Annotated in this window: 18 protein-coding genes; 9 read left to right on the forward strand and 9 right to left on the reverse strand. The window is 60.8% G+C overall.

Features of this window, described 5'->3' with window-relative positions; all coding sequences use genetic code 11:
* The 3 genes from fdhF to FHT77_RS11775 are packed head-to-tail and all read left to right on the forward strand — an operon-like array spanning window position 1 to window position 3942.
* Entirely contained in the window at window positions 1–2880 is a 2880-nt protein-coding gene (gene fdhF / locus FHT77_RS11765) for a formate dehydrogenase subunit alpha (RefSeq protein ID WP_183755210.1), read from the forward strand.
* 26 nt (window positions 2881–2906) lie between these two features.
* On the forward strand, window positions 2907–3707 hold the full coding sequence (gene fdhD, locus FHT77_RS11770) for a formate dehydrogenase accessory sulfurtransferase FdhD (RefSeq protein ID WP_409527449.1): 801 nt from the start codon (window positions 2907–2909) through the stop codon (window positions 3705–3707).
* The gene (locus tag FHT77_RS11775) at window positions 3697–3942 is read left to right on the forward strand and encodes a formate dehydrogenase subunit delta (RefSeq protein WP_016556555.1); all 246 of its coding nucleotides are present in this window, start codon (window positions 3697–3699) and stop codon (window positions 3940–3942) included. Before fdhD ends, FHT77_RS11775 begins: the two co-directional genes overlap by 11 nt.
* Before the next feature lie 75 nt (window positions 3943–4017).
* Here FHT77_RS11775 and FHT77_RS11780 read toward each other — a convergent pair whose 3' ends face one another.
* The 4 genes from FHT77_RS11780 to rocF all read right to left on the reverse strand — a co-directional run bounded on the left by FHT77_RS11780 (window position 4018) and on the right by rocF (window position 8966).
* Complete coding sequence (locus FHT77_RS11780; protein WP_183755211.1) at window positions 4018–5769, reverse strand: methyl-accepting chemotaxis protein; 1752 nt, start codon at window positions 5767–5769, stop codon at window positions 4018–4020.
* A 307-nt stretch (window positions 5770–6076) separates the two neighbouring features.
* The gene (locus tag FHT77_RS11785; protein WP_183755212.1) at window positions 6077–6553 is read right to left on the reverse strand and encodes a chemotaxis protein CheW; all 477 of its coding nucleotides are present in this window, start codon (window positions 6551–6553) and stop codon (window positions 6077–6079) included.
* Window positions 6554–6818: 265 nt separating this feature from the next.
* A complete protein-coding gene (gene rocD, locus FHT77_RS11790; protein ID WP_183755213.1) occupies window positions 6819–8018 on the reverse strand; it encodes an ornithine--oxo-acid transaminase in 1200 nt (399 codons plus the stop codon).
* Between the two features lie 12 nt (window positions 8019–8030).
* A complete protein-coding gene (gene rocF, locus FHT77_RS11795; protein WP_183755214.1) occupies window positions 8031–8966 on the reverse strand; it encodes an arginase in 936 nt (311 codons plus the stop codon).
* Between the two features lie 128 nt (window positions 8967–9094).
* Between rocF and FHT77_RS11800 the strand changes: the two genes are divergently transcribed.
* Window positions 9095–9523 (forward strand): Lrp/AsnC family transcriptional regulator, encoded by a 429-nt coding sequence (locus FHT77_RS11800; RefSeq protein WP_183755215.1) that lies wholly within the window; start codon window positions 9095–9097, stop codon window positions 9521–9523.
* On the opposite strand, the gene FHT77_RS11805 is transcribed toward FHT77_RS11800, so the two are convergent.
* The 3 genes from FHT77_RS11805 to FHT77_RS11815 form a co-directional block, all read right to left on the reverse strand.
* Window positions 9520–15642, reverse strand: a complete 6123-nt coding sequence (locus FHT77_RS11805) for a translocation/assembly module TamB domain-containing protein (protein WP_246719785.1) — start codon at window positions 15640–15642, stop codon at window positions 9520–9522. The two genes, FHT77_RS11800 and FHT77_RS11805, sit on opposite strands and share 4 nt — an antisense overlap.
* A gap of 56 nt (window positions 15643–15698) precedes the next feature.
* A complete protein-coding gene (locus FHT77_RS11810; protein WP_183755216.1) occupies window positions 15699–17630 on the reverse strand; it encodes an autotransporter assembly complex family protein in 1932 nt (643 codons plus the stop codon).
* A gap of 169 nt (window positions 17631–17799) precedes the next feature.
* Entirely contained in the window at window positions 17800–18063 is a 264-nt protein-coding gene (locus tag FHT77_RS11815; protein WP_183755331.1) for a YMGG-like glycine zipper-containing protein, read from the reverse strand.
* A gap of 268 nt (window positions 18064–18331) precedes the next feature.
* Here FHT77_RS11815 and FHT77_RS11820 point away from each other — a divergent pair, with 268 nt between their 5' ends.
* From FHT77_RS11820 to hemA, 4 genes are all read left to right on the forward strand, one after another.
* Complete coding sequence (locus FHT77_RS11820; protein WP_183755217.1) at window positions 18332–18823, forward strand: (2Fe-2S)-binding protein; 492 nt, start codon at window positions 18332–18334, stop codon at window positions 18821–18823.
* Between the two features lie 82 nt (window positions 18824–18905).
* Window positions 18906–21251 (forward strand): xanthine dehydrogenase family protein molybdopterin-binding subunit, encoded by a 2346-nt coding sequence (locus FHT77_RS11825; protein WP_183755218.1) that lies wholly within the window; start codon window positions 18906–18908, stop codon window positions 21249–21251.
* Between the two features lie 12 nt (window positions 21252–21263).
* Window positions 21264–22061: an FAD binding domain-containing protein gene (locus FHT77_RS11830; RefSeq protein WP_183755219.1), complete on the forward strand. Its 798-nt coding sequence runs from the start codon at window positions 21264–21266 to the stop codon at window positions 22059–22061.
* Window positions 22062–22255: 194 nt separating this feature from the next.
* On the forward strand, window positions 22256–23470 hold the full coding sequence (hemA, locus tag FHT77_RS11835; RefSeq protein ID WP_183755220.1) for a 5-aminolevulinate synthase: 1215 nt from the start codon (window positions 22256–22258) through the stop codon (window positions 23468–23470).
* A gap of 32 nt (window positions 23471–23502) precedes the next feature.
* Here the strand turns inward: hemA and dxr are convergent, their stop codons facing one another.
* The gene (gene dxr, locus FHT77_RS11840; RefSeq protein WP_183755221.1) at window positions 23503–24696 is read right to left on the reverse strand and encodes a 1-deoxy-D-xylulose-5-phosphate reductoisomerase; all 1194 of its coding nucleotides are present in this window, start codon (window positions 24694–24696) and stop codon (window positions 23503–23505) included.
* Window positions 24697–24887: 191 nt separating this feature from the next.
* On the opposite strand from dxr, the gene FHT77_RS11845 reads away from it, so the two are divergent.
* Window positions 24888–25154, forward strand: coding sequence for a BON domain-containing protein (locus tag FHT77_RS11845; protein WP_183755222.1), 267 nt, complete (start codon window positions 24888–24890; stop codon window positions 25152–25154).
* A gap of 7 nt (window positions 25155–25161) precedes the next feature.
* On the opposite strand, the gene FHT77_RS11850 is transcribed toward FHT77_RS11845, so the two are convergent.
* Entirely contained in the window at window positions 25162–25308 is a 147-nt protein-coding gene (locus FHT77_RS11850; RefSeq protein ID WP_007789498.1) for a hypothetical protein, read from the reverse strand.
* Window positions 25309–25400: the final 92 nt, after the last annotated feature.

Below are 25400 nucleotides of genomic sequence, written 5' to 3' on the forward strand. Positions count from 1 at the left end.
ATGCCTCTCGTCCATGAAACCGATTACGGCACGCCGGCCTCGACCTCCGAAACGATGGTGACGCTCACCATCGACGGCAACCAGGTGACTGTGCCCGAGGGAACGTCCGTCATGCGCGCATCGATGGATGCGGGTATCGAAATTCCGAAGCTCTGCGCCACCGACATGATGGATGCTTTCGGCTCCTGCCGGCTCTGTCTGGTCGAGATCCAGGGGCGCGCGGGCCTTCCTGCGTCCTGCACGACGCCCGTTGCGCCGGGCATGGTGGTCTCGACGCAGACGAACCGGCTGAAGGACGTTCGCAAGGGCGTGATGGAGCTCTACATCTCCGACCATCCGCTCGACTGTCTGACCTGTGCTGCCAACGGCGATTGCGAGCTGCAGGACATGGCGGGAGCCGTCGGCCTGCGCGACGTGCGCTATGGCTATGATGGCGACAATCACGTCAAAGCGCGCAACAACGGCGACCTCAATCTCAAATGGGCGCCGAAGGACGAATCAAACCCCTATTTCACCTTCGATCCCGCGAAGTGTATCGTCTGCTCGCGCTGCGTGCGCGCCTGCGAGGAAGTCCAGGGTACATTCGCACTGACCATCGAGGGCCGCGGCTTCGATTCGCGCGTTTCGGCCGGCATGCATGAGGATTTCGTCTCGTCTGAATGCGTTTCCTGCGGCGCCTGCGTGCAGGCCTGCCCGACAGCGACGCTAATCGAAAAGTCGGTCATCGAGATCGGCCAGCCGGAGCATTCCGTCGTTACGACCTGCGCCTATTGCGGCGTCGGCTGCTCCTTCAAGGCGGAGATGCGCGGCGAAGAGCTGGTGCGCATGGTGCCTTGGAAGGACGGGCAGGCGAACCGCGGCCACTCCTGCGTCAAGGGGCGCTTCGCCTATGGCTATTCCAGCCACAAGGAGCGCATCCTCAATCCGATGATCCGCGAGAAGATCACCGATCCCTGGCGCGAAGTGAGCTGGGACGAGGCCTTCGCGCATGTCGCCTCCGAATTCCGCCGCATCCAGTATCAGTATGGCCGCGACTCGGTCGGCGGCATCACCTCGTCTCGCTGCACGAACGAGGAGACCTATCTGGTGCAGAAGCTGGTGCGTGCCGGCTTCCGCAACAACAACGTCGATACATGCGCTCGCGTCTGCCATTCGCCAACCGGATACGGCCTCGGCCAGGCTTTCGGCACGTCCGCCGGCACGCAGGACTTCGACAGCGTCGAGCAGAGCGACGTCGTCGTCATCATTGGCGCTAATCCGACCGACGGCCATCCGGTCTTTGCCTCGCGCCTGAAGAAGCGGCTGCGTCAGGGCGCCAAGCTTATCGTCATCGACCCGCGCCGCACCGATATCGTGCGTTCGCCCCATGTCGAGGCGTCCTATCATCTACCGTTGAAGCCCGGCACGAACGTCGCGATCCTGACGTCGCTGGCGCATGTCATCGTCACCGAGGGATTGTTCAACGAGGCCTTCATTCGCGAGCGTTGCGACTGGTCCGAATTCGAGGACTGGGCAAGTTTCGTCGCCGAACCGCATCACAGCCCTGAAGCATCGGAGAAATTCACGGGCGTCCCGGCCGATCTCGTGCGCGGCGCTGCGCGTCTCTACGCCAAGGGCGGCAATGGGGCGATCTATTATGGCCTCGGTGTAACCGAACACAGCCAGGGGTCTACGACCGTCATGGCGATCGCCAACCTTGCGATGGTGACCGGCAATATCGGTCGTCGCGGCGTCGGCGTGAATCCACTGCGCGGCCAGAACAATGTTCAGGGTTCGTGCGACATGGGCTCCTTCCCGCACGAACTGCCCGGCTATCGTCACATCTCCGACGACGCGACGCGCGACATCTTCGAGAAGCTCTGGGGCGTCAAGATCAGCAATGAGCCGGGGCTGCGCATTCCGAACATGCTGGATGCAGCGGTCGATGGGTCGTTCAAGGGCCTCTACGTCCAGGGTGAGGATATCCTGCAGTCAGACCCCGATACGAAGCACGTCGCGGCCGGCCTTGCCGCCATGGAGTGCGTCGTCGTTCACGACCTCTTCCTGAACGAGACGGCGAACTACGCGCATGTCTTCCTGCCGGGCTCCAGCTTCCTGGAGAAGGATGGGACGTTCACCAACGCCGAGCGCCGTATCAACCGCGTTCGCAAGGTCATGAGCCCCCGCAACGGCTATGCCGATTGGGAGGTCACGCAGAAGATGGCGCAGGCCATGGGTCTTGGTTGGAACTACACGCATCCTTCCGAGATCATGGACGAGATCGCCGCGACGACGCCGAGCTTTGCGCTCGTCTCCTACGACTATCTCGACAAGATGGGCTCTGTGCAATGGCCCTGCAACGAAGCGCATCCCGAGGGGTCGCCGATCATGCATGTCGATGGCTTCGTCCGCGGCAAGGGCAAGTTCATCCGCACCGAGTACGTTGCAACCGATGAGCGGACCGGGCCGCGCTTCCCGCTGCTGCTGACGACGGGTCGCATCCTCAGTCAGTACAATGTCGGCGCGCAGACGCGCCGCACAGAAAACGTCGTCTGGCATCCGGAGGACCGTCTGGAGATCCATGCACACGATGCCGAACAGCGTGGCATTCGCGATGGCGACTGGATCAAGCTGATGAGCCGCTCGGGCGACACGACGCTGCGCGCGCTGATCACCGATCGCGTGGCGCCCGGTGTCGTCTACACGACCTTCCACCATCCAGACACGCAGGCGAACGTCATCACGACGGATTTCTCCGACTGGGCCACCAACTGCCCGGAATACAAGGTCACGGCTGTGCAGGTTTCGCCCTCCAACGGCCCGACCGATTGGCAACGTGACTACGACGAGCAGGCACGGCAGAGCCGTCGGATCGTCAGCAAACTGGAGCCCGCAGAGTGACGATTGACCGGCCGAACCGCGTTGCCGTGAAGCGCACCGCCTGTAGCGGCGGTGTCGTCACGCCCGGCGAGCGGATCGTTCCGGAGGAGGTGCCGATCGCCTTTTCCTATGGTGGCAGCACGCATGCGGTGATGATGGGAACACCTGCGGACCTCGAGGATTTTGCGATTGGTTTCAGCCTCACCGAGGGGATCATTTCCGAAGTCGACCAGATCGCGGGAGTCGAGATTGTCGCGGGCGATAAGGGCATCGACGTTCAGATCACGCTGGTCGACGAGGTCGCTACGGCACTGACAGCACGGAGACGCAGCATGGCCGGACCGGTCGGCTGCGGCCTCTGCGGCATAGAGTCGATCGAACAGGCTGTTCGCAAGGTGCCCGATGTGGCGGCGGTCCCTCTTAAGATTACCCATCGAGACATCATCGAATCCGTTTCGCTGCTGAATGGCGCACAGCCGCTGCATCGCGAAACGCGCGCGGTACATGGCGCCGGCTTCTACGTGCCGGGCAAGGGACTATTTGCGGTGCGCGAAGATGTCGGTCGTCACAATGCACTCGACAAGCTTTGCGGCGCGGTGATTGCCCAACCGCAGTCGGGAGCTGAGGGCATCGTTGCGGTCACCAGCCGTCTGTCCGTCGAGATGGTGCAGAAGGCGGCCATCCTCGGCAGTCCGGTGCTCGTGGCTATCTCGGCACCGACCGCGCTTGCCATCCGAACGGCCGATGAGGCCGGCATGACCCTCGTCGCCTTGGTGCGCGGCGAGGATTTCGAAGTTTTCACGCATCCACAGCGCATCCAACCGGGAACCATCTCCGATGTCGCATGATACGCAGTCCAAACTGGTTTATATGGCCAATCAGATCGCGACGTTCTTCAAGAGCCAGCCGGAGAGCGAAGCCGCGGAGGGTGTGGCGACGCATATCAACAAATTCTGGGAGCCGCGCATGCGGCGGCAACTGTTCGAGATCATGGAACGGGAAAGCCATGGCCTCAATCCGCTCGTCGTGCAGGCCGCCCCTTTGATCAAACGCCCCGAGGCTGCGGCGACAGTATCGCACTAGAGTGCTTCGGTGGGTGCAGAACAGCCGGCAGCGAGTTTCGCTGCCGGCCGTTTTTAATCGAGCGTTTTGGGTGATCTAGAATTCTTCCCAGCTGCCGACGGCCGGAAGGGCCCCATGCGCCTTCGCAACGCGAGCGATCAGGTGACGTGCTGGAGAGGCCGGATGTTTCTGCACGGTCCTTGGACTATGCGCTTCGTCAAGGCGGAATTGAGCCAGCAGCCCGCGCAGTGCCTCCGCTTCGCCAGCCAGCTTGTGGCTTGCTGCCGTGCTCTCTTCGACCATGGCTGCATTCTTTTGTGTTGCTTGGTCCATGGAATTAACGGCCTGATTAATTTCCTTGAGGCCGGTCGCCTGCTCTTTGGAGCCTTCGACGATCGCTGCCACATTCACGTTGATATCGCCAACCTGCGCCACGATCGTCTCCAACGCCTTTCCGGTCTCGCCGACCAGGTTGACGCCGTTTCTCACCAGCTCACTTGACGTCGTGATCAGGGACTTGATCTCTTTTGCCGCACTTGCCGATCGTTGCGCGAGTTCGCGGACTTCCTGAGCGACGACGGCAAAGCCCTTGCCAGCCTCACCGGCGCGGGCTGCTTCGACGCCCGCGTTCAGCGCCAGGAGATTGGTCTGGAAGGCAATGTCGTCGATCACGCCGATGATATTGGTGATCTCACGTGAGGATTGCTCGATCTGGTCCATGGCAGAGACGGCATTGCGGACAACCAGGCCGGATTGTTCGGCACCCTGCTTCGTCTTGGCAACCAGTTTCCCAGCTTCGTCGGCGCGGTGGCTGGAGTCATTGACCGTGGTGGTGATCTCTTCGAGCGCCGCAGCGGTTTCCTCAATCGATGAGGCCTGCTGTTCCGTACGCTTTGAAAACGAATCGGCGGCGGAACCGATCTCACGGGAGCCGGCGGCAATCGCGTGGACGCTTTCGCCGATGGTCTTCACGGTCTCGGCGAGCTTGATGACAGTCGCGTTGAAGTCATGGCGAAGCTGTTCCATCGACGGCACGAAGGGCAAGTCGAGCGTTTTCGTCAGATCGCCTTCCGACAGGTGGCGCAGCGCTTCGCCGAGCTCGCTGATCGCGCTCATTCGTTGGGTCACGTCGGTTGCAAACTTCACGACCTTGTAGACCTTGCCGTTTGCGTCCTTGATTGGGTTATAGGCTGCCTGGATCCAGATTTCCTTGCCGCCCTTGCCGTAACGAACGAATTCATTGGAGATGAACTCACCCTGTGCGAGACGGCGCCAGAAGTTTGCGTATTCCTCCGTCCGGGTATACGCCGGGTCACAGAACATGCCGTGATGCTTGCCGGTGATCTCAGTGAGCGAGTAACCCATCGCACTGCAAAAGTTCTCGTTTGCCGTCAGGATTTCGCCGGTAGGGGTAAATTCGATGGCAGCCTGAGACCGCGAAATGGCATCCAGCTTGCCCGCATCGTCGATGGACTTCTTCTTCACGTCCGTGATATCAGCCGCGAACTTGACGACCTTGTAGGGCCTGCCGTGTTTGAAGACCGGGTTGTAGGAGGCTTGGATCCAGATTTCGCGGGCACCCTTCGCAAGCCGCTTGTAGGCGCCGGCATCATATTCGCCACGGCCGAGACGGGCCCAGAATTCGCGGTATTCCGCAGTGGCGGTGTAAGCTGGATCACAGAACATGCTGTGATGTTTGCCGACGATCTCCGGTAGGCTGTAGCCAAGCGCACCACAGAAATTCTCATTGGCCGCGAGCACGTTGCCCTTCAGGTCGAACTCGATGATGGCCTGTGACTTCGAAATGGCATCAAGAACATGCTTAGAATCAGGCGATAGACCGAACATTCCCCATCCCTCGTGATGCAGGCGCCGATTTCGGCGTCAGCCAGTGAAGAAGCTCGCGGGCACATTAACCTCAAGGGATACACAAGGGAGACCGATCCGTCCTGCGGCGCCTACTATAGAGGGAGAATAACCAGCGACTTCACAACCGATGATGAAGTGGGGGCGGTTAATGAGACGTGTATAAGAAATAGCGAATTTAATATTCGTTCTACAGTAGAACTTGTGATCGATTTCTTATAATGATTGTATCTGTCAACAAAAAGCCCCTCTCGAAGAGGGGCTTTTATCTTTGGGTCCAGTGATGGTGTCAGGCGGCGAGCTCGTCGGTTTCGCTTTCCTTGAACATCTTGGCGAGGTTGAGGAAGCAGATCATGCCATTTTCGGAGGCGATGATACCTTCGCAATAAGCCCGGTCAAAGGACGCTGTGACTTCCGGAACCGGCTGCACCTGGCCGGATGAAATCGTCAGGATGTCCGAGACGCGATCGACCAGCATGCCGATGACCATGTTGTGGACTTCGGCCACGACGATGGCGCTGCGCTCGTTCGCCACTGTGCTCTTCATGCCAAGTTTGAAGGCGAGGTCGATGATCGGGATTACCGAGCCGCGAAGGTTCATAACGCCGATGACGTCCGCCGGCGCATGCGGAATCGGTGTCGACGGTGCCCAGCCGCGGATTTCGCGAATTGTCGTCGTCTTAACGCAGAATTCCTGATCGTGCAGTCTGAAGGCAATGATCTCCAGCGTATCGCCGCTGAAGTTCGTGGAATTGATCGTAGCCATGAGTATTGTCCCAACCGTCAAAAGCCAGGGCAGAAGCAACCGCGCCACCATTGGCGCGGATGGACTTTGCCTTCAAACCGCGCGTGTCTCCCGAGGAAGGATTAACGATACGGTTACTCCAGACCTTAACGAAAGAGTGTTGCCCAAATCTAAACTGAGGCAGCTGATTTCTGGTCAGGCGCTCGGTTGGGTTGGATCTCGGAATGAGGAGAAGCTACGTGGAAACGGCGGGATGACCTTCCCGCCGCATTGTCCGTTCGCTGCCTCAGGCGAGGGTCTTCTCGATCTGCTCGACGGCCCAGTCGACCTGGCTCTTGGTGATGACCAGCGGCGGGGCGAGGCGGATCGTGTTCTCGTGGGTGTCCTTGGCGAGTAGGCCGCGATCCTTGAGGGTGTAGCAATACTGGCGGGCGCCGCCGGCTTCCGGCACGAGCTCGACCGCCATCATCAGTCCGCGACCGCGCACGTCCTTGACGATGTTGGAGCGGATGGAGCGCAGCCCTTCCAGGAAATAGTTGCCCATCTTTTCGGCGTTCTCGATCATGCCTTCTTCGGTCAGCACCTTGAGCGCGGCGCGCGCCACGGCGCAGGCAAGCGGGTTGCCGCCGAAGGTCGAGCCATGTTGCCCAGGCTTCAGAACACCAAGCACCTCGGAATTGGAAAGCACCGCCGAAACCGGATAGAAGCCGCCGGAGAGCGCCTTGCCGATCAGGGTGACGTCGGCCTCGATTCCCTCGTGCTCCTCGGCCAATAGCTTGCCGGTGCGTCCGAGGCCAGTCTGGATCTCGTCAAGGATCAGCGTCACCTTGTTTTCGGTGCAGAGTTCGCGCACGCGCTTGAAGTAACCTGACGGCGGGATGATGACGCCGGCTTCGCCCTGGATCGGCTCGATCAGGGCTGCGACCGTGTTTTCGTTGATGGCAGCGGCAAATGCGTCGGCGTCGCCGAAAGGAATTGTCCGGAAGCCGGGCGTGTAGGGGCCAAAGCCGGTACGGGCATCGGGGTCGGTCGAGAAGCTGATTATGCTTAGCGTGCGGCCATGGAAATTGTCGGCGCAAACGATGATCTCGGCTTTGCCTTCTGGCACGCCCTTCACTTCGTAACCCCACTTGCGCACTGCCTTGATGGCGGTTTCGACAGCCTCGGCGCCCGAGTTCATCGGCAGGATCTTATGCGAGCCTGTCAGCGCCGCGAGTTCCTCGTAGAGATGCGCGAGCTGGTCGTTGCGGAAGGCACGCGAGGTCAGCGTCAGCTTGCCGGCCTGCTCGACCATTGCCGCCAGGATCTTGGGGTGGCAATGCCCCTGGTTGACTGCGGAATAGGCCGACAGGCAATCAAGATACTGCTTGCCGTCCGTATCCCAGACATAGACACCTTCGCCGCGGGTCAGCACGACATCGAGCGGCTTGTAGTTGTGGGCGCCCAGGCGCTGTTCGGTATCGATCAGATTCTTGGAATTGCTCATGGTCGGTTCTCCTCAGGCAGCGCGGGTCGGACGGTCGAAGATGCGGCGGCCGAACAGACTTGCCGTCAGTTCCACCAGGATCCGCGCGCTCTTACCGCGATCGTCGAGGAAAGGGTTGAGTTCGACAAGATCGAGCGAGGAGACGAGGCCGCTGTCGCAGAGCATTTCCATGATCAGATGCGCCTCCCGGAAGGTTGCACCGCCAGGCACTGTTGTACCGACGCCGGGGGCGATCTCGGGATCGAGGAAATCGACATCAAGGCTCACATGCAGCAGACCGTTTACATCGGAGACCGCGCCGAGTACCTGACGGATCGCCGCGGCAACGCCCTGTTCGTCGAGCCAGCGCATGTCGAAGACGTTGACGCCGTGTTCCTTGATCAGATCGCGCTCCGGCGCATCCACCGATCGGATACCGACCTGGAAGACGTTCTGGGGATCGACGAACGGACGGTCCTTCGGCAGGATTTCCGCGAGTTCGGCCTTGCCGCAGAAATAAGCGACCGGCATGCCGTGAATGTTGCCGGAGGGCGACGTCGCAGGCGTATTGAAATCGGAATGGGCATCGAGCCACAGCACGAAGAGCGGCCTACCTTGCTCTGCCGCATAGCGAGCCATGCCGGATACGGTGCCCATGGACAGGCTATGATCGCCACCGAGAATCAGCGGAAAGCGCCCGACCGTCGCGGCCTCGTAGACGCCAGCTTCGAGCGCGCGGGTGAATGCGCCGACGACGCGCAGATTATGTGCTTTCGGATGGTTCGGCAGATCGCGTGCCGGAATGACATGCACGTCACCGGCATCGACGACATCATGACCAAGATCGATCAGCGTCTGGTCGACGCCTGCGATGCGAAGTGCGGCCGGACCCATCGCGGCGCCCCTGCGTCCCGAACCCTCTTCCAGCGGTGCTCCGATGAGCGTGACCGATCTTGCTTGTGGCTGCATGCGTCTTCTCCAGCTCGCGTTTCGGAAAGCATATTGAAATATCGGCACGGCGACAAAAAGATGAAAAAGTGCCGATAATGCGCTACGATTGATCAGTTTGATAAGTGCATTTTGACAAAGTGGCAGCCATGGACGATCTCGATCAGGAACTTCTCAGCGCTCTGCGGCACAATGCACGTACGCCAGTCTCTTCGCTAGCGGCAATGACGGGTGCATCTCGCGCGACAGTCGCAGCCCGCATCGATCGGTTGGTTGCCAATGGCACCATCACGGCATTCACCGTGCGCACCGGCCATGAAACCCGCGCGGCGGGCGTGCGCGCGATTGTCATGATCGAGGTACTCGGCAAGCTGGCGGACAAGGTCGCCGATCAGCTTCGCGGTTTGCCGCAAGTGCGTGCCCTGCACAGCACCAACGGCAAATGGGATTTCATCGCCGAACTCGAGGATCGCGATCTCGTCGCCTTCGACGAAACGCTGAGGCGCATCCGGCTGATCAATGGGATCAATACCACGGAAACCAATATCCTGCTGAAGACCAGCAAGACCAGCTTTTAATACTCGTGCTCGTAGACGACGCCCGCCTCTCCCTCGCAATCTCCACCTGCGCCGGCGCGCAACTTCACGCCGCGGCCGACATCGAAATTGATGATCGCCTTGGCGCCGCCCTTGCCGGTGGTCTGCTGCAGTTCGAAATAGGTTCGGTCGTTGAGATAGCGGCCAACGCTGACACTGGTGCGGCCTTTGGCATCGGTACTGACGTCGAAGTCATCGACGCCGAGCTGGTTGCGAAGGCCCTGGAACAACGATCCGGAACGGCCGCCGGCCAGCTGGCTGACTGCATCGGCGAGCTGGGCGATTTGAACCGGCGACAACCTGGACATCGACTGGCCGAAGATCAGCTGCGCCAGAACCTCGTCCTGCGGCAAGGCCGGCGACGACGAGAAGGTGATTGAGGGGTCCGTGGCCAGTCCCGCCACATTGACCGTCAGTGTCGTTGAGCCGGACGTCGAGCTGGCTTCCATATCGAGGGCGGGGGTGAGATCGCCGGCGAAGCTGATCCGGCTTCTGTTGGTGAAATCGAGGCGCCGGTTGAGAATCGTCATGCGCCCGCGCCGCATGGTGAAACCACCCGACACGATCGGCGCCGCCGCCGTTCCCCGAATCGTGACGCTACCACCGAGTTCAGCATCGATACCGCGGCCGCGCACGAAGATCTGCGAGGGTGCGTCCAACTGAAGATCGAGATTGATGGTGTTGGACTTCGCTCGGGCCCCTTGCTGGGTCTCGTCGCGCAGCTGGGCGAGAACACTTTTCGGGGCGTTTATGTGCCTGATGTCGATCTCACGCAGCGAGGTCGGCAGTCTCTCTGGGACGGTGATCGAGGCTCTTTCGAGCCGCAGCCTGCCATTCAGGGTGGGGTTTGCGAGTAGCGGACCGCGCAGGCCGATCGTGCCATCGACGGTCGCCACGACGAGCGTTCCATCGACATAGACGGCCCTATCGAGCCTGACGTCGATATTGGCGGGGAAATTGGAAGCGGGCTGTATCCCGACGCTGCCAGAAACCGAGATGCTGCCGCCGCTGGCGAGCTGACCGGTGAGCCGGGAGATCACGGCTTCGTTGCCGTTGAACCGGATGTCTGCCGCAAGATTGTTGATCGCAAGGTTGCGCCGGACATCGACGAACCTCGCGCCGCTGGTCGCCACGGTCCCGTTGATGGACGGGGCGGCGGCGGTTCCGGCGATCTGCAGATTAAGGTTGGCAGTGCCATCGGCGACGAAACCCTGGGCTGCGAGTTGTGAGCCGAGGACCGCGAATGGCAGACTGCCGGAAAAGCGCATGTCCAAGGCGCGATTGCCGGTAATGGTGACGCTGCCGCCGCCGCGCAGGGACAGGCCGCTGTCGCCGGCCACATTGGTGTCGATGGTCAGCCGGTTGTCCTGCAGTCTTCCGTTCGCAGCGATGCTAAGCGGCGAAAGCCCAGCACTTCTGGTCTGGCTAGTCGCTGCCCCTCTCCAGTCAAGGTTGAAGTCCACAGCAGGCACCGGCAGCCTGCCCGATGCCCTGACGGTGCCCGAAATATTGCCTTCGGCCGCAAGCCCCGGAACGAATGCGTTGGCAAGCCCGGCGGGAAGATTGGAGATGTCAGCATTGACCGTCAGCGATTGGGCGTTCTGCCCGGCGATGATGAAGTTGCCGCCGGCCTTCATCGACACGCCGGTGCCGCTGACGTTCGTCGTAAAATCGAGCCTACCGTTCGCAAGCTTTCCGCCTGCATTTACTGAAAGCGGCCGGATGCCGGATGCCCGTGTCTGCGTGGTTGCCGCGTCCTTCCAATCCAGGTTGAAGTCGATGATCGGATTGTTCGGAGTCCCAGACGTCTTGGCGGTGCCTGAGATGCTTCCCTCCGCGCCGAGGCCAGGGACAAAGCCGTTGGCGAGGCTCGCGGGAAGATTCGCGATGTCGGCATCGACCGATAGACCCTGGACGCTTGCTCCCTGCAGGTTTGCCGTTCCCTTTGCCCTCAGGAGGCTGCTGCGACTGCTGGTCAGTGTGGCATCGAAGGCGATCTTGTTATCCGCGACATTGCCGGACGCATTCAGCGTGAGGCCCGAAAGGCCGGCCGCCCTGGTCTGGCGGGTCCCTGCATTGTTCCAGTTGAGCTTGAAGTCGACGGCGGGAATCGGGAGGGAGCCGGACGCGGTCGCCGTGCCCGATATCGTTCCCTGGGCACCAAGATCGGGGGCAAAGTTGTTCACCAGCGCGGCGGGAAGGTTGCTCAGTGTCGCATCCGCCTGCAGGCTCTTCACGGTCGTACCCTCGAGGGTAAACTTGCCGTTCGCCGACAGAGCGGAACCTGCATCGCCAGTCAGATTTGTCTGGAAGTCGAGCACATTGTTGGCGAATGTGCCCTTGGCGCCGAGCACGAGGCTAGAGAGCCGAGCAGCCTTGGTTTGGGCAGTCGCGAGGTCCTTCCAAGTCAGGTCGAAGCTTGCCGTCGGCCGTTGCAGTGTACCTGACGCGGATGCCGTGCCCGAGACCGTGCCGCTGGCGCCGAGACCGGATACGAAGGCGTTTGCGAGGCTCGCTGGAACGTTGCGTATCGTTGCATCAGCAGTGAGGTTTTCGATTGTCGTTCCTGCCAGCGAGACATTGCCGGAGGCGTTCAGCGCCATACCGCCATTGGCCGTAAGGTCGACCTGGACGTTCAATTTTTCATCGGCGAAGTTGCCCTTCGCTGCCAAGCGCATGCCCGAAAGGCGCGCTGCCCTGGTTTGGCTGGTGGCGGCGTCTTTCCAGGTGAGATCGAAGGTTGCCGCTGGCTTCGGCAACTTGCCGGTGGCCGATATGGTTCCCGATATCATGCCTTCTGCGGCAAGATTCGGAACAAACCCGTTGGCGAGCGCGGCCGGAATGTTGGCGATCTGCCCATCGAGTTTCAGTGTTTGAGCCTCGGCGCCGGCGACGACGAAATTGCCGCTTGCCTGCAGTGACATGCCGCCGCTGCCACGTGCGTCGGCATCGAAGTTGAGAATGTTGTCCTTGAGATTGCCGCTCGCCGTCAGCCCAAGCGATGAGAGCTTCGCACTTCGGGTCTGGCTCGTTGCGGCATTCTTCCAATTCAGTTTGAAGTCCAGCGTCGGTGCTGGCAGCTTTCCGGCTGCGGTGACGTTGCCCGAGATCGAACCTTCGGCAGCCAGGTCCGGAACGAATGCGTTCGCCAAGCCCGCTGGGATGTTGATGATATCCGCATCGACCTTCAGCGATTGCGCATCCGGGCCGCCAGTGACGACACTGCCGGCGGCTTTCAGCGAGACTCCGCCTTTGCCGTTGGCGTTCGTTTCAAAGTCCAGCGTGTTGTTGGCAAACGTCCCGCTTGCATCGATCGCCAGGGGCGAAAGGCCGGCGCCCTTTGTCTGGCTCGTGGCCGCGTCCTTCCAATCCAGGTCGAAATTGGCGATGGGTGCCGCTGGCGTTCCGGTCACGGCAACCTTGCCCGAGATCGTGCCTGCGGCATCGAGCTTCGGAACGAAGCTATTGGCCAGGCTTGCGGGCAGGTTCCGGATGTCAGCCTTGATATCGAGAGTTTCGCCGACCGTGCCGCTGACGTGAACCGAGCCGTCGCCGGTCTTCAGTTCGACGGCACTCAGCGTCACCGTGCCGCCACTGATCGACACCTCTGACGGCGATGCAAGCTCTACCTGGATGTTGCGGGGTTTGGCCAAGAAGCGGTCCAGGCGAAGCAGCGTCGTGCCGGCGTTCACTTCGACGCTGCCGGATGCGACCAACGGATTGGCGTCATAGGTGGCGCCGAGATCGAAGTTTGTCCGGTTCTGCTGCTGCGTGAAATTGAGCGCCAGGCTCTCCGCCTTGTTAGGCCCGGAGGCAAGCTCCTGCGCGGTGATTGTGCCCGTCGCGGCAAAAGCCTTGAGGTCGGTAACGGCGACGTTGATGTCAGGGCCGACGATGGCAAAGGTATCGCGCTTCAGGCCGCTGCCGGATGCGACGACTTTGAGGGCGATCTTACCGCTGTCGTTGGCAATATCGACCGATCCCTTCAGGTCACCTTCCGCCTTCTGTCCGCCCAGTGCCGCGAGAAGGCCGATATCCGGAAAGTCAAACGTCGCCTGTCCGGTCGGCTCGAAAGCAGGTGACAGTTCGAGGTGGCCGGTCAGTCGGTTTTTGCCAACGTCGCCGGCAATCGACGGAAGCTGCACCTTCCCGTCAACGACCTGGACAGCCGTGGCAACGTTGATTGGCTGGTTGTCGATCGTGCCCCTAGCCATGATTTGCGCCTTTGGTGCCTTTGGATCGGCCGTTCCCGAAAGACTGAGCTCGAGTTGCTTGACCTGACGCCCGGCCATCACGAGTGACGGCCCCTTGATGTTAGCCGCTACCGCGAGAGCAGAGACATTCCCCTTTGCGCTCAGCTGATAGTTCAGCTCGCCCGATGCGGTTTCCAGCAGCGCCTGAACGTTGGGAATGCGACCGGAAAGGTTGGCGTCGAGGTTCTCCTCGTCGAGCACCACTTGGCCGGTCGCTTCGAGCGCGTTCGACTTGATGGAGAGGTTCGAGATGTTGAACTTCGAGGGAATCGTTCCCGCAACCTGACCCTCGATGACGATCGGAGCATTGAAACGGGTTGCGACCGCCGGCGGCAGTGCGGCCGGTTGAGCAGTCAGCTTGATGTTGCCCGTAATCGCGCTGGCGCTCAGCTTATAGGAGCCGTTGAGGTTTGCGTTCGCTGCCGCGCTTTCGATCGTGGCACCGTTGAAGCCGAGCGCGTCCGGGGAGATCTGCAATGGCAGCGTGATCGTGACCGGGCCTTTGATGGCACGATCGATGTCGGGATTGACGAATGACGTGTCACCTGCGGCAAGCGTAATCTGAACGCTTCCCGTGCGACCGGCGAGATTGAAGTTGTCGCTCTTGGCGGTCAGCTTCACGTTGCCCATCGTCGCCTGTGGCAAGGCGGCCGAATCGAGCGAGGCGCTGGCATTAAGGCGGGAAGCCTTCGCGTCGCCCGTCAACGAAAGATTGATACCCGCTACCAGGAGACGGGCTTCACCGTCAGCCAGAGGCCAACGGAAATCAACTGGCCCGGACGTTCCCAACAGATTGGCGTTAAGACTGTTGTTGCCTTTTGGATCGAGCGTGCCTGATGCCGCGATGACAACGGCGCCGGTCGCCAGATTGCCGGTCTGGATGTCGATCTTGCCTCTATTGTCGAAGTTCGCGGCGACGTCGATGTTCGTCTGTCCCGCAAAGAGCGGACGGAAGGCGGCCGGCAGCAGCGAGCTGAGGTCGCCACCGCCCTTCAGGTCAAGGTGATGAAGGTTCTCCGGCGTCAGGGTGTGATGCGCCTCGATCGAGGCGCGCTGCTGTCCATCGAGAGCGGCTTGCAGCTGTCCCCGCCAATCCGAGAGGGGGCCGTCTCCCGTCAAGCCAATCTCCACCGCCGGGTTGCCAGGCAGCCCCAGCAGGCCAGCGAGCAGCCCACCCTTCGGTTCCGTCAGCTTTGCTTTGAGCCGCAACTGATTGCGGTCCGGCAGGAAGGCGGCATCTGCGATCAGCTTGGCATCCGGGGCATCGTGCCGATGCACGTTGATCGACGCATTGCCCCCGTCATTGTCGGCCCGCATGCTGCCGTCCGCGGCAAGCGAGAAAGCCCGTCCGATCAGAGGTTGAGCAAGGTTGATTTCCGGCAGGGCGATCTTGTCGATGTCGATCTTGACGGGCAACGAAAAGCCGGTGTCGGCTTCGCCTGTTGCGGCCGGGCGCGACGGTAGCGTGCGCACCGGCTGCCGCAGCACGTGAATAGCCGTAGCTTCAATGCTTCTTGCATGGAACCTGCCGGTAAGGAGCGCGAGCGGATTCCAGCTTATGGCAAGGCCATCGACCTGAGCGAAGACGCCCTTGGTGTCGGAGAGCACAATCTGGCTCGCCCGCAGCCCACCCGTCAGCAGTCCCTCCGGCTCCTGAACCTTGATGGTCATGTCCCGGTTGGAGATGATGGAGGCGACCCTGTCGGTGATGATGCGCGCGCCAAAGGATGTGAAGCCGAAAACACCGATGGCGATGGCAAGCAGGATGAGGAGGGTGCCGACGGAATAGCCGAGCAGCCGCACAATCCAGTTCAAGATTTTCGCCAGTGTCTGCATGGGCGCGGACATTACTCCGTTTCTGTGGCGGCTCAAGGCACATGAAGGCGCCGCGGGTTGCCAGTATGTTAGAATGCCTGGCCGATGCCGGCGTAGATACCGTAATCCGTGCCATCCTCGTACTTGTTGAGTGGCACGGCAAAATCAAGCCGCAATGGACCAAACGGCGTCGCATAGCGAATGCCGATGCCCGCACCCGCCCGAATGTCGGAAAAATCGGGCGCGATGTCGGCTGAAACCGTCCCCACATCGATGAACGGCACTATGCCGATCGTATCGGTGATCTTTACGCGGGTCTCGAACGATGCGGTGACATAGGATGTTCCGCCGGTCTCTTCGTTGTCCGCGTTCCGGGGCGAGATCTCCTGGTAGCTAAAGCCGCGAACCGAGCCGCCGCCGCCAGCGAAGAATCGGCGTGTAGCAGGAATGTTCTGGAGGTCGTCTGCCCCTACGAGAAAGCCTGCGGAAAGCTTGCCGGCAAGAACGATGCGGTCCTCCGCTCCCAATGCGTGATATCCGGTGATCAAGCCCTCGACGCTCGAGAAGAAGGTGCCGTTGTAGGTCTCGTAGCTTGGCGTCGCCTTGAGCATTCCCCGATAGCCTTCGGTCGGGTCGAACTTGTTGTCGCGTGCGTCGCGGTCGTACTGCAAGGGCAGTGAGAAGGTCAGGTAGCTGTTGTTGCCAAAGGCATCGTCATCACGTTCCCAGCTCACCTCGCCGGCGCCGGTTATCGTATCCAGGTCGGACAGTTCGTAGGAAAGGCCGAGGGACGCAGTGACGAGCTTTGCGGTGTAGGCATCGGGGTTCTCGGTTTTGGCAAGGATGCTGGCCCGGAGGGTCGCGGCCGGAACGAACGCGCCGGGCTTGGTAAAAGTGACACCTGCTGAATAGTCGAGATCGCCAACGTTGGTCGTTTCGCCCAGGCGGCCCACCGACCCTTCGATGCGCAGTGCTTCCGCTTCTCCGAAGAGATTGCGGTGACCCCAATAGCCGTTGATCCCGAAGCCGTCCGTGGTCGAATACTGGGCGCCGATACCGAGATAGCGTTGCTTTCCCTCCGATACCTCGATCGTCATCGGCAACGTGCCATCCGGTGCCAGAGCGTCTGCCTCGTGAATGGTCACGCTGGAGAAGACCCCCAATGCGCGCAGTCGCTCTCCGGCTTTCTTCAATGCTTCGGGCGAATATTGCTCGCCCCTGTTCAGCCGCGAGTAGCGCTGGATGAAGCCCGGTCTTACGGCCTTTGCGCCCGTGACGTCGACGTCGCCGACCGGCGCTACCGGACCGCCTTCGGCGGCGAGAACGATGTCGACGGTGTTTGTCCTGTGGTCAGCGACGACTTTGCGAGTCGTCAGCTTCGCCAGCGGGCGGCCTTCGCTTTTCAACTGTTCGACAATCGTGTCGCCGGCCTTGATGATGGTCAACGAGCCAGCCGTCTCGCCGGGAGCAAGATCGTAGTCTGCGGGGTTGCGGCGGGCGGCGTCGCCGCCGAACTGAACCTCATGAACTTTGAAGACAGGACCCGCAGCAACGTTGATCGTAACCGGGACAGGACGTGAGCGATTGAAGGTCGGATTGGGCGGAAGAGCGTCGATATCCCTGCCATCGACTCTGATTGTCACCACGCCGCCGTAGCGCGCCTTCTCATAAAGGGCGGCGATCAGCCGTTCGCGATCGTCTCTGGCCTTGACGACGACGCCGAGGTCGCCCGACACGGGTCGATCCTTGTCGCCCACCAGACGTGAACTGTTTTCCAGTGCTTCCTTGAGATCCGGATCGCTGCTGTCGGTCGTGAGCGTGACATCGTAGCGGACAGGATCAGGCACCTGGTCGGCCGCGGAGTCGTCATCCTTGCCCCACAATGTGATGCCGAAAAGCTTGAAGGCGAAAGCCTCCGAGATCAAAGCCGGCGAAAACGCGAATGCCGCCGCGACCACCAGTATGGTGCCTGCGCGCCGATACGCTATACCCGGTTTCGGTGCCTGCCCTCTAATCTGCATCCGCCGCTTTTGGTTACACTAGAATTGCTTCGCGCCCCCCGGCCGGCGGCAACCTTAGCGGCAAATTTCCTCGGCGTGTACCGTTTTAAATCGCCTGGCCGCTGAAATGGTGGAAAAAACGAGAAATCCCGGGCTTCACGCCCGGGATTTCGAGACAGTTTTGCGCCGCTCAATAGCCGCCGCGGCAATCGTCGATGTACCGGCGACCGTACTGGTCGCGGTAATAACACTGTCCCGGCTGCTCGGCGACACGGCCGATCAGGGCGCCAGATACACCGCCGATCGCCGCGCCAACCGCAGCGCCACGAACATTGCCTGTTACTGCACCCCCGATAATTGCGCCGGAGGCAGCGCCGATACCGGCGCCCTGCTGGGTCGGCGTGCAGCTTGCAATCGAAAATCCAATCAAAGCGAATGCAACAATCTTCTTAATCAAATTCTTCTCCTAGGTTGGTCGCCCTCGAAAGAGCGGTGGCCGTCCCTGATTCTTGTTTTTGTCATGCTAGTCGTCAAACTGTGGCGCAAAAAGAGCAGCCTGCCTTCGATGCTCACCTTTCGCACAATGGAGCTGCAACTTTCGTCCAAATTCGACGCAACCGGACACGGCGAATTTAACTAACCTCCCGAAAGTAGTGGTTGATCCTAAAGCGAAAACGTCAAATGATACCGTCCGTGCCTGGAGGAGGCGCGAGGAGGAAATCATGGCGAAAGTGAAACTGACGGTGAACGGCCGGGCAGTCAGCGGTGACTGTGAAGAGCGTACGCTTCTTGTCCATTTTATTCGCGAAAAACTCGGCCTGACGGGAACCCACGTCGGCTGTGATACAAACCAATGCGGTGCCTGTGTCGTTCACATGGATGGCAAGTCGGTGAAGAGCTGTTCGATCCTTGCTGTCCAAGCGTCGGGTTCCACGGTCACCACTATCGAGGGGCTCGCCAGCAACGGTGAATTGCATCCTGTCCAGGCCGCCTTCAAGGAGCATCACGGTCTGCAATGCGGCTTCTGCACGCCCGGTATGGTGATGACGGCCGTCGACATGATTTCGCGCCACGGCGGCCAGCTGGACGAACAGACGGTCCGCCATGAGCTCGACGGCAACATCTGTCGGTGCACCGGCTATCACAACATCGTCAAAGCCGTCCTTTCTGCCAACGAACAGATGCACGGCACCGCCAAGCAGGCGGCCGAATAGCTCTCAGGAATTGTCTGGCTGACTGCCGAATACGATTCGCTTTGGCGGAATGCCAGGCCCGAAACCCCATTGGGAGGACATCATGGGTGTTGAAGGAATTGGTGCACGCGTCGCACGCAAGGAAGATAAACGGTTCTTGACCGGCAAGGGTCGCTACACGGACGACATGGTCGTGCCGGGCATGAAATTCGCCTATTTCATCCGCAGTCCACATGCACACGCCAAGATCACGGGAATCGATGCGGCTTCGGCCAAGGCCATGCCGGGTGTCATCGACGTGCTTGACGGCAAGCAGCTGCTTGCCGACGGTATTGGCAACCTCATCTGCGGCTGGATGATCCATTCGAAGGATGGTTCGCCAATGAAGATGGGGGCTTGGCGTCCGCTGGCAGTCGAGACTGTCCGCTACGTTGGCGATGCTGTTGCCATCGTGGTTGCCGACTCGCTCGCGGAGGCCAGGGACGCCGCAGAGGCCGTCGTAATCGACTATGACGAATTGCCCGTTGTCGTCGAGGCTGTCGACGCGCTGAAGTCCGGTGCGCCCCAGATCCATCCGGAAGCTCAGAACAATCTGATCTTCGACTGGGAACTCGGTGATGGCGCGGCAACCGACAAGGCTATTTCCGCAGCGGCACATGTCACCGAAATCGAGATCCACAACAACCGCCTGTCGCCCAATCCGATGGAGCCGCGTGCTGCGCTCGGGATCTACGACGCCGCCGAAGATCACTATACCTGCTACACCACGAGCCAGAACCCGCATGTCGCCCGCCTGGTGATGAGTGCTTTCTACAATGTCGCGCCGGAGAACAAACTGCGGGTGATTGCTCCCGATGTCGGCGGTGGATTTGGATCGAAGATCTACATCTATCCGGAGGAAATCGTCTGTCTCTGGGCTTCCAAGAAGACCGGCGTGCCGGTGAAGTGGAATTCCGATCGAACCGAGGCCTTCCTGACAGACGCCCATGGCCGCGACCATGTCTCCAAGGTAAAGATGGCCTTTGACAGCGACCACCGCATCATTGGGCTAAAAGTCGACACCATCTGCAATCTCGGTGCCTACATGTCGCTGTTTTCGTCGGCGGTTCCGACCTACCTCTACGCAACGTTGCTGTCGGGCCAGTACGATATTCCGGCCATCCATGCCAATGTGCGTACGGTTTATACCAACACCGCGCCGGTTGATGCCTATCGTGGCGCTGGTCGCCCCGAGGCCACCTACCTGCTCGAGCGGACGATGGAAACGGCAGCCCGCGAGCTTGGCATTTCGCCGGCCGAGCTGCGGCGGAAGAACTTCATCCGCTCCTTCCCGCACCAGACGCCTGTCATCATGAACTATGACGCCGGTGACTACGAGGCATCACTCAATGCCGCCATGCAGGCCGCCGACTGGAACGGCTTCGCGGCGCGCAAGGCAGAGGCGGCAAGCCGCGGCCTGAAGCGCGGCCTCGGGATGAGCTGCTACATCGAGGCGTGCGGCATCGCTCCCTCGCAGGCGGTCGGCTCGCTTGGTGCAGGCGTTGGTCTATGGGAATCCGCCGAGGTACGGGTCAATGCGGTAGGCACCATAGAAGTGCTCACCGGGTCGCACAGCCACGGGCAGGGGCACGAAACGACCTTCGCACAGCTTGTGTCGGATCGTCTCGGCGTTCCGCTGGACAGCGTGTCGATTGTCCACGGCGACACCGACAAGGTGCAGATGGGCATGGGCACCTATGGCTCACGCTCCGGCGCCGTAGGCATGTCGGCCGTGGTCAAGGCGCTCGACAAGGTCGAAGCCAAGGCCAAAAAGATCGCCGCTCACCTGATGGAAGCCGACGAGGGCGATATCGTCATCGAGAACGGCGAGGTGAAGGTTGCCGGCACCGACAAGAGCCTACCGTGGTTCCAGGTGGCGCTCGCCTCCTACACCGCGCACAACCTGCCGAGCGGCATGGAGCCGGGGCTGAAGGAGACCGCCTTCTACGACCCATCCAACTTCACCTTCCCGGCCGGCTGTTACATCTGCGAAGTCGAAGTCGATCCGGAAACCGGCAAGACGGAGATCATCCAGTTCGTCGCGGCGGACGATTTCGGCAACATCATCAACCCGATGATCGTTGAAGGCCAGGTGCATGGCGGTATCGCACAGGGCATCGGTCAGGCTCTGCTCGAGGCCGTGCATTATGACGAGAATGGGCAGCTGTTGACGGCAAGTTTCATGGATTACGCCATGCCGCGCGCCGATGATCTGCCGTCGTTCAAGGTCTCGCATCAGGTAACGCCGTCCCCGAGCAATCCGCTTGGCATCAAGGGCTGCGGCGAGGCTGGTGCCATCGGATCTCCGCCGGCGCTCATCAATGCCATCACCGATGCCATCGGCAACAACATGCTGACGATGCCCGCCACGCCGCAGAAGGTGTGGATGGCAGCGCGCGCGGTTCATTGAGGAGGAACGACGATGTATCAGGCCAACTATCACCGCGCGTCCTCGGTCGATGAAGCCGTCAGGATGATTTCGGGCACATCGGAAGGCAAATATGTTTCCGGTGGCATGACACTGATCCCGACGATGAAGCAACGTCTCGCCGCGCCGAGCGATCTCGTCGATCTCAGGCATATTCCCGCGATGCAGGGAATCAAGGTCGATGGTCGCAAGGTGACCATCGGGGCAGCGACTCCGCATGCCGAAGTTGCCGCATCGGCGGCTCTGCGTGCGGTTTGTCCCGCGATCTGCGACCTCGCCGGCATGATCGGCGATCCGCATGTCCGGCACATGGGCACGATCGGCGGCTCGATCGCCAACAACGACCCTGCAGCGGACTACCCGTCGGCCATGCTGGCGCTGAATGCACGCATCATCACCAACAAGCGTGAGATCCTCGCCGACGATTTCTTCACCGGTCTTTTCGAGACGGCATTGGAGGAGGGCGAACTGCTCACGGCGGTAAGCTTCGAGGCGCCCGACAAGGCCGGCTATTCGAAGTTTCCAAATCCGGCGTCGCGCTACGCAATGACCGGGGTTTTCGTTGCCAAAGGTGCTGGGGGCGTAAGGGTCGCCGTCACCGGGGCTGGTTCGAATGGCGTCTTCCGCGAGTCGGCCATGGAAACAGCTCTTAACGCCAACTGGTCTTCCGGTTCGGTCGTTGGGGTTGACGTCAAACCCGCCGGGTTGATGTCGGACCTGCATGCTAGCGCGGAATATCGCGCCAACCTGATCAAAGTGATGGCCAAACGCGCCGTTGCCGCCGCTGGTTGATGAAGCCGGCCAATCGCGAGGCAGTCAGACTGCCTCGCGATTTTTCATCGCATCTGCCTCAAAATGAGCTTTTTCGAATTAAAATAATTCAAGACTATGGGCCTTTTGACGCAGTTAATGGTAAAGCGAGGGCAAAGGGTTGACGTGCGCGCGTCCGTTGGCAAAAAAACGCTCGCACGATACTGGAGCAGATGATGGATTTCGAAGCGTTCTTTAAAAACGAGCTGGATGGGCTTCACACGGAAGGCCGTTATCGCGTTTTTGCCGATCTTGAGCGTCACCGCGGCAGCTTTCCACGCGCCACGCGACACACGGAGAACGGCCCGCAGGACGTTACAGTCTGGTGCTCCAATGACTATCTCGGCATGGGCCAGCATCCCAAGGTGATCGAGGCGATGAAGAACGCTATCGATCACTGTGGCGCGGGTGCGGGAGGCACCCGGAATATTTCTGGCACCACCCACTACCACGTTCTGCTTGAGCGCGAGCTGGCCGACCTGCACGGCAAGGAAGCGGCGCTGATCTTCACCTCGGGCTATGTCTCGAACTGGGCGGCACTCGGTACGCTCGGTGCCAAGATCCCCGGCCTCATCATCTTCTCGGACGCGCTGAACCACGCCTCGATGATCGAAGGCATCCGCTATGCCAAGTGCGACAAGGTGATCTGGAAGCACAACGACGTCGCCGATCTCGAAGCCAAGCTGGCGGCTGCCGATCCGAAGGCGCCGAAGCTGATCGCGTTCGAATCCGTCTATTCGATGGATGGCGACATCGCCCCGATCAAGGAGATCTGCGATCTCGCCGACAAGTACGGCGCAATGACCTATCTCGACGAAGTGCATGCCGTCGGCATGTACGGACCGCGCGGCGGCGGCATTGCCGAGCGCGAGGGCCTGATGGATCGCCTGACGGTGATCGAGGGAACACTCGGCAAGGCGTTCGGCGTCATGGGCGGCTACATAGCTGCCTCGACGGCGCTCTGCGACTTCATCCGCTCTTTCGCGTCCGGCTTCATTTTCACGACGGCGCTGCCGCCGGCGCTTGCCGCCGGTGCGGTTGCCTCGATCCAGCATCTGAAGGTCAGCCCGTTCGAGCGGGCGCGGCATCAGGAGCGGGTCCGCAAGCTGAGGGCACTGCTCGATCAGCGCGGCATTCCGCATATGCCGAACCCGAGCCATATCGTGCCTGTGATGGTCGGCGATGCCGCCAAGTGCAAGTGGATCTCGGATCTGCTGCTCGACAATTGCGGTGTCTACGTCCAGCCGATCAACTACCCGACGGTGCCGAAGAAGACCGAGCGCCTGCGCATCACCCCGACGCCGCTGCACAGCGATGCGGACATCGAGCATCTGGTCGAGGCGCTGCATTCACTTTGGTCGCGCTGTGCATTGGCCCGGCACGTGGCCTAAGGGTTCGCGTATTTGGGAAACCAAGGCCGCCGTCAGGCGGCCTTTTCGTTGAAGGCTACCAGTTCCGCCGCAAGCCTGCGGGCCTCGGCGTCAGCAGCAAAGACGTCGTCCATCGTCTTCGCTTCGCCGGTTGCGATCATCTTGTCCATCACCGCTTCGGCAATGTCGGCCATTGCAAGGAAACCGATCCGTTCCTCGACGAAGGCATGGAACGCAATTTCCTCGGCCGCGTTCATGATGGCGCCCTGCAGTCCGCCGCGTTCCAGCGCGGTGCGCGCCAGCCTCAGTGCCGGAAAGCGTTCTTCGTCAGGTGCCTCGAAGTCCAAGCGTGAGAGCTTGGCAAAATCCAGCCGCTCGACATTCAATGTTGGTCGGCGCGGGTAGTCGAGCGCGTAGCCGATCGCCGTGCGCATGTCGGGGCAACCGAGCTGGGCGATGATCGACCCGTCGGTGTAGCCGACCATGGAGTGGATGATCGACTGCGGATGCACGATTACTTCGATCTGATCGGGCCGCACGCCGAAGAGATGCTTCGCCTCGATCATCTCCAGCGCCTTGTTGAACATCGAGGCGCTGCCGACCGAGATCTTCAATCCCATTGACCAGTTGGGGTGCGCTCGCGCCGTCGCCGCAGTCACATTCGCCATGTCGGCACGCGACCAGGTGCGGAACGGACCGCCCGAAGCCGTCAGGATGATCCGTTCGACGGCGTGCCGCTGATCCTCGTCCAGAGACTGGAAGATCGCGCTGTGTTCGCTGTCGACCGGGATCAGCCGTCCGCCGCCCTTCGCCACGGCATCGACGAACAGATCGCCGGCCGACACCAGGCATTCCTTGTTGGCGAGCGCAATCGTGGCGCCCTTACGGGCCGCGGCAAGCGTCGGCGCCAGTCCGGCCGTACCGACAATGGCGGCCATGACCCAATCCGCCTCGAGGTCCGCGGCTTCCGCCAGGCCCGATACGCCGGCAGCCACGGCGATGCCGCTGCCGGACAGTTCTTCCTTCAGCGAGTGATACTTGTCGTCGCTTGCGGTGACCGCAAACCTGGCGCCAGACGATTTTGCCTGCTGCGCCAGCAACTGGACGTTCTCGTTGCCGGTGACGACAGCGATCTCGTAGCAGTCCCGTCCGCCCAATTGCTCGACAACGTCGAGCGTATTTTGTCCGATCGAGCCGGTTGAGCCAAAAATACTAAGGCGCCTCGGCGCGCTTTCGCCTGCTATCATCGGTGATTTCGCCAAAACACTTGCATTGGCTCTGGCTGTACAGGGGATTGAAATAGGCGGCAAGTGTGCGGCGCAGCAGAAATCTAACGCCCAGCAGGATGCCACTGCCTTCGTCAGCGATCTCTTGCCGCGGAGCGAAACCAACTGGCCGATTGCCGCGTTTTGTTATGGTCGAAGCAGGAGGAAGGCAGATGGTTTTCAAGCAACCGACGTTCTTTGGCGAGCCTTATGAGCCGGAGTCCGGGGCTGACAAGGATGCAGCGCTCGAGGAGGCCGTGGCGAATGCTCTGGCTGTCGCTGGTGGGATTGACGCTGCGGATGTAAACGTGACGCTCGATGATGGCGCTGTTGTATTGACCGGCCTTGTTGCCACCGCGGCAGAAATCGAGCGCGCAACGGCCGTCGCACGAGCCATCGCCGGAACACGACCCGTGCGCAATGATATCAAGATAGCGTAGCTAACCCTCAGCCAGCGAAGCGTTCCATTTCGAAAACGGCCACTCTGTCCGTCTTCGGCGTGGTAATTGGCCCTGTCGATTTGTAGGCGGTCGCAAGCAGCAGGCCGCTGACAATAAGATATGCGAATGCAAGCAACGTCAGCTTCATACGCATGGCGAGCACTCCTCTCTTTTACGCCTCAAACGCCGTACAGGTCGGAAAGTTCCGACTTCCGATGGCTGTCAGAAAATGTGATCTCCTCGCCT

The sequence above is a fragment of the Rhizobium sp. BK181 genome (assembly GCF_014193305.1).
GTDB lineage: Bacteria > Pseudomonadota > Alphaproteobacteria > Rhizobiales > Rhizobiaceae > Rhizobium.

What these genes read in the sequence shown, in the direction of transcription:
- fdhF (WP_183755210.1), top strand. Translation starts at nt 1, where the DNA reads ATGCCTCTCGTCCATGAAACCGATTACGGCACGCCGGCCTCGACCTCC.
- FHT77_RS11775 (WP_016556555.1), top strand. Translation starts at nt 3,697, where the DNA reads ATGTCGCATGATACGCAGTCCAAACTGGTTTATATGGCCAATCAGATC.
- FHT77_RS11780 (WP_183755211.1), bottom strand. Translation starts at nt 5,769, where the DNA reads ATGTTCGGTCTATCGCCTGATTCTAAGCATGTTCTTGATGCCATTTCG.
- FHT77_RS11785 (WP_183755212.1), bottom strand. Translation starts at nt 6,553, where the DNA reads ATGGCTACGATCAATTCCACGAACTTCAGCGGCGATACGCTGGAGATC.
- rocD (WP_183755213.1), bottom strand. Translation starts at nt 8,018, where the DNA reads ATGAGCAATTCCAAGAATCTGATCGATACCGAACAGCGCCTGGGCGCC.
- rocF (WP_183755214.1), bottom strand. Translation starts at nt 8,966, where the DNA reads ATGCAGCCACAAGCAAGATCGGTCACGCTCATCGGAGCACCGCTGGAA.
- FHT77_RS11800 (WP_183755215.1), top strand. Translation starts at nt 9,095, where the DNA reads ATGGACGATCTCGATCAGGAACTTCTCAGCGCTCTGCGGCACAATGCA.
- FHT77_RS11805 (WP_246719785.1), bottom strand. Translation starts at nt 15,642, where the DNA reads ATGTCCGCGCCCATGCAGACACTGGCGAAAATCTTGAACTGGATTGTG.
- FHT77_RS11810 (WP_183755216.1), bottom strand. Translation starts at nt 17,630, where the DNA reads ATGCAGATTAGAGGGCAGGCACCGAAACCGGGTATAGCGTATCGGCGC.
- FHT77_RS11820 (WP_183755217.1), top strand. Translation starts at nt 18,332, where the DNA reads ATGGCGAAAGTGAAACTGACGGTGAACGGCCGGGCAGTCAGCGGTGAC.
- FHT77_RS11825 (WP_183755218.1), top strand. Translation starts at nt 18,906, where the DNA reads ATGGGTGTTGAAGGAATTGGTGCACGCGTCGCACGCAAGGAAGATAAA.
- FHT77_RS11830 (WP_183755219.1), top strand. Translation starts at nt 21,264, where the DNA reads ATGTATCAGGCCAACTATCACCGCGCGTCCTCGGTCGATGAAGCCGTC.
- hemA (WP_183755220.1), top strand. Translation starts at nt 22,256, where the DNA reads ATGGATTTCGAAGCGTTCTTTAAAAACGAGCTGGATGGGCTTCACACG.
- dxr (WP_183755221.1), bottom strand. Translation starts at nt 24,696, where the DNA reads ATGATAGCAGGCGAAAGCGCGCCGAGGCGCCTTAGTATTTTTGGCTCA.
- FHT77_RS11845 (WP_183755222.1), top strand. Translation starts at nt 24,888, where the DNA reads ATGGTTTTCAAGCAACCGACGTTCTTTGGCGAGCCTTATGAGCCGGAG.
- FHT77_RS11850 (WP_007789498.1), bottom strand. Translation starts at nt 25,308, where the DNA reads ATGCGTATGAAGCTGACGTTGCTTGCATTCGCATATCTTATTGTCAGC.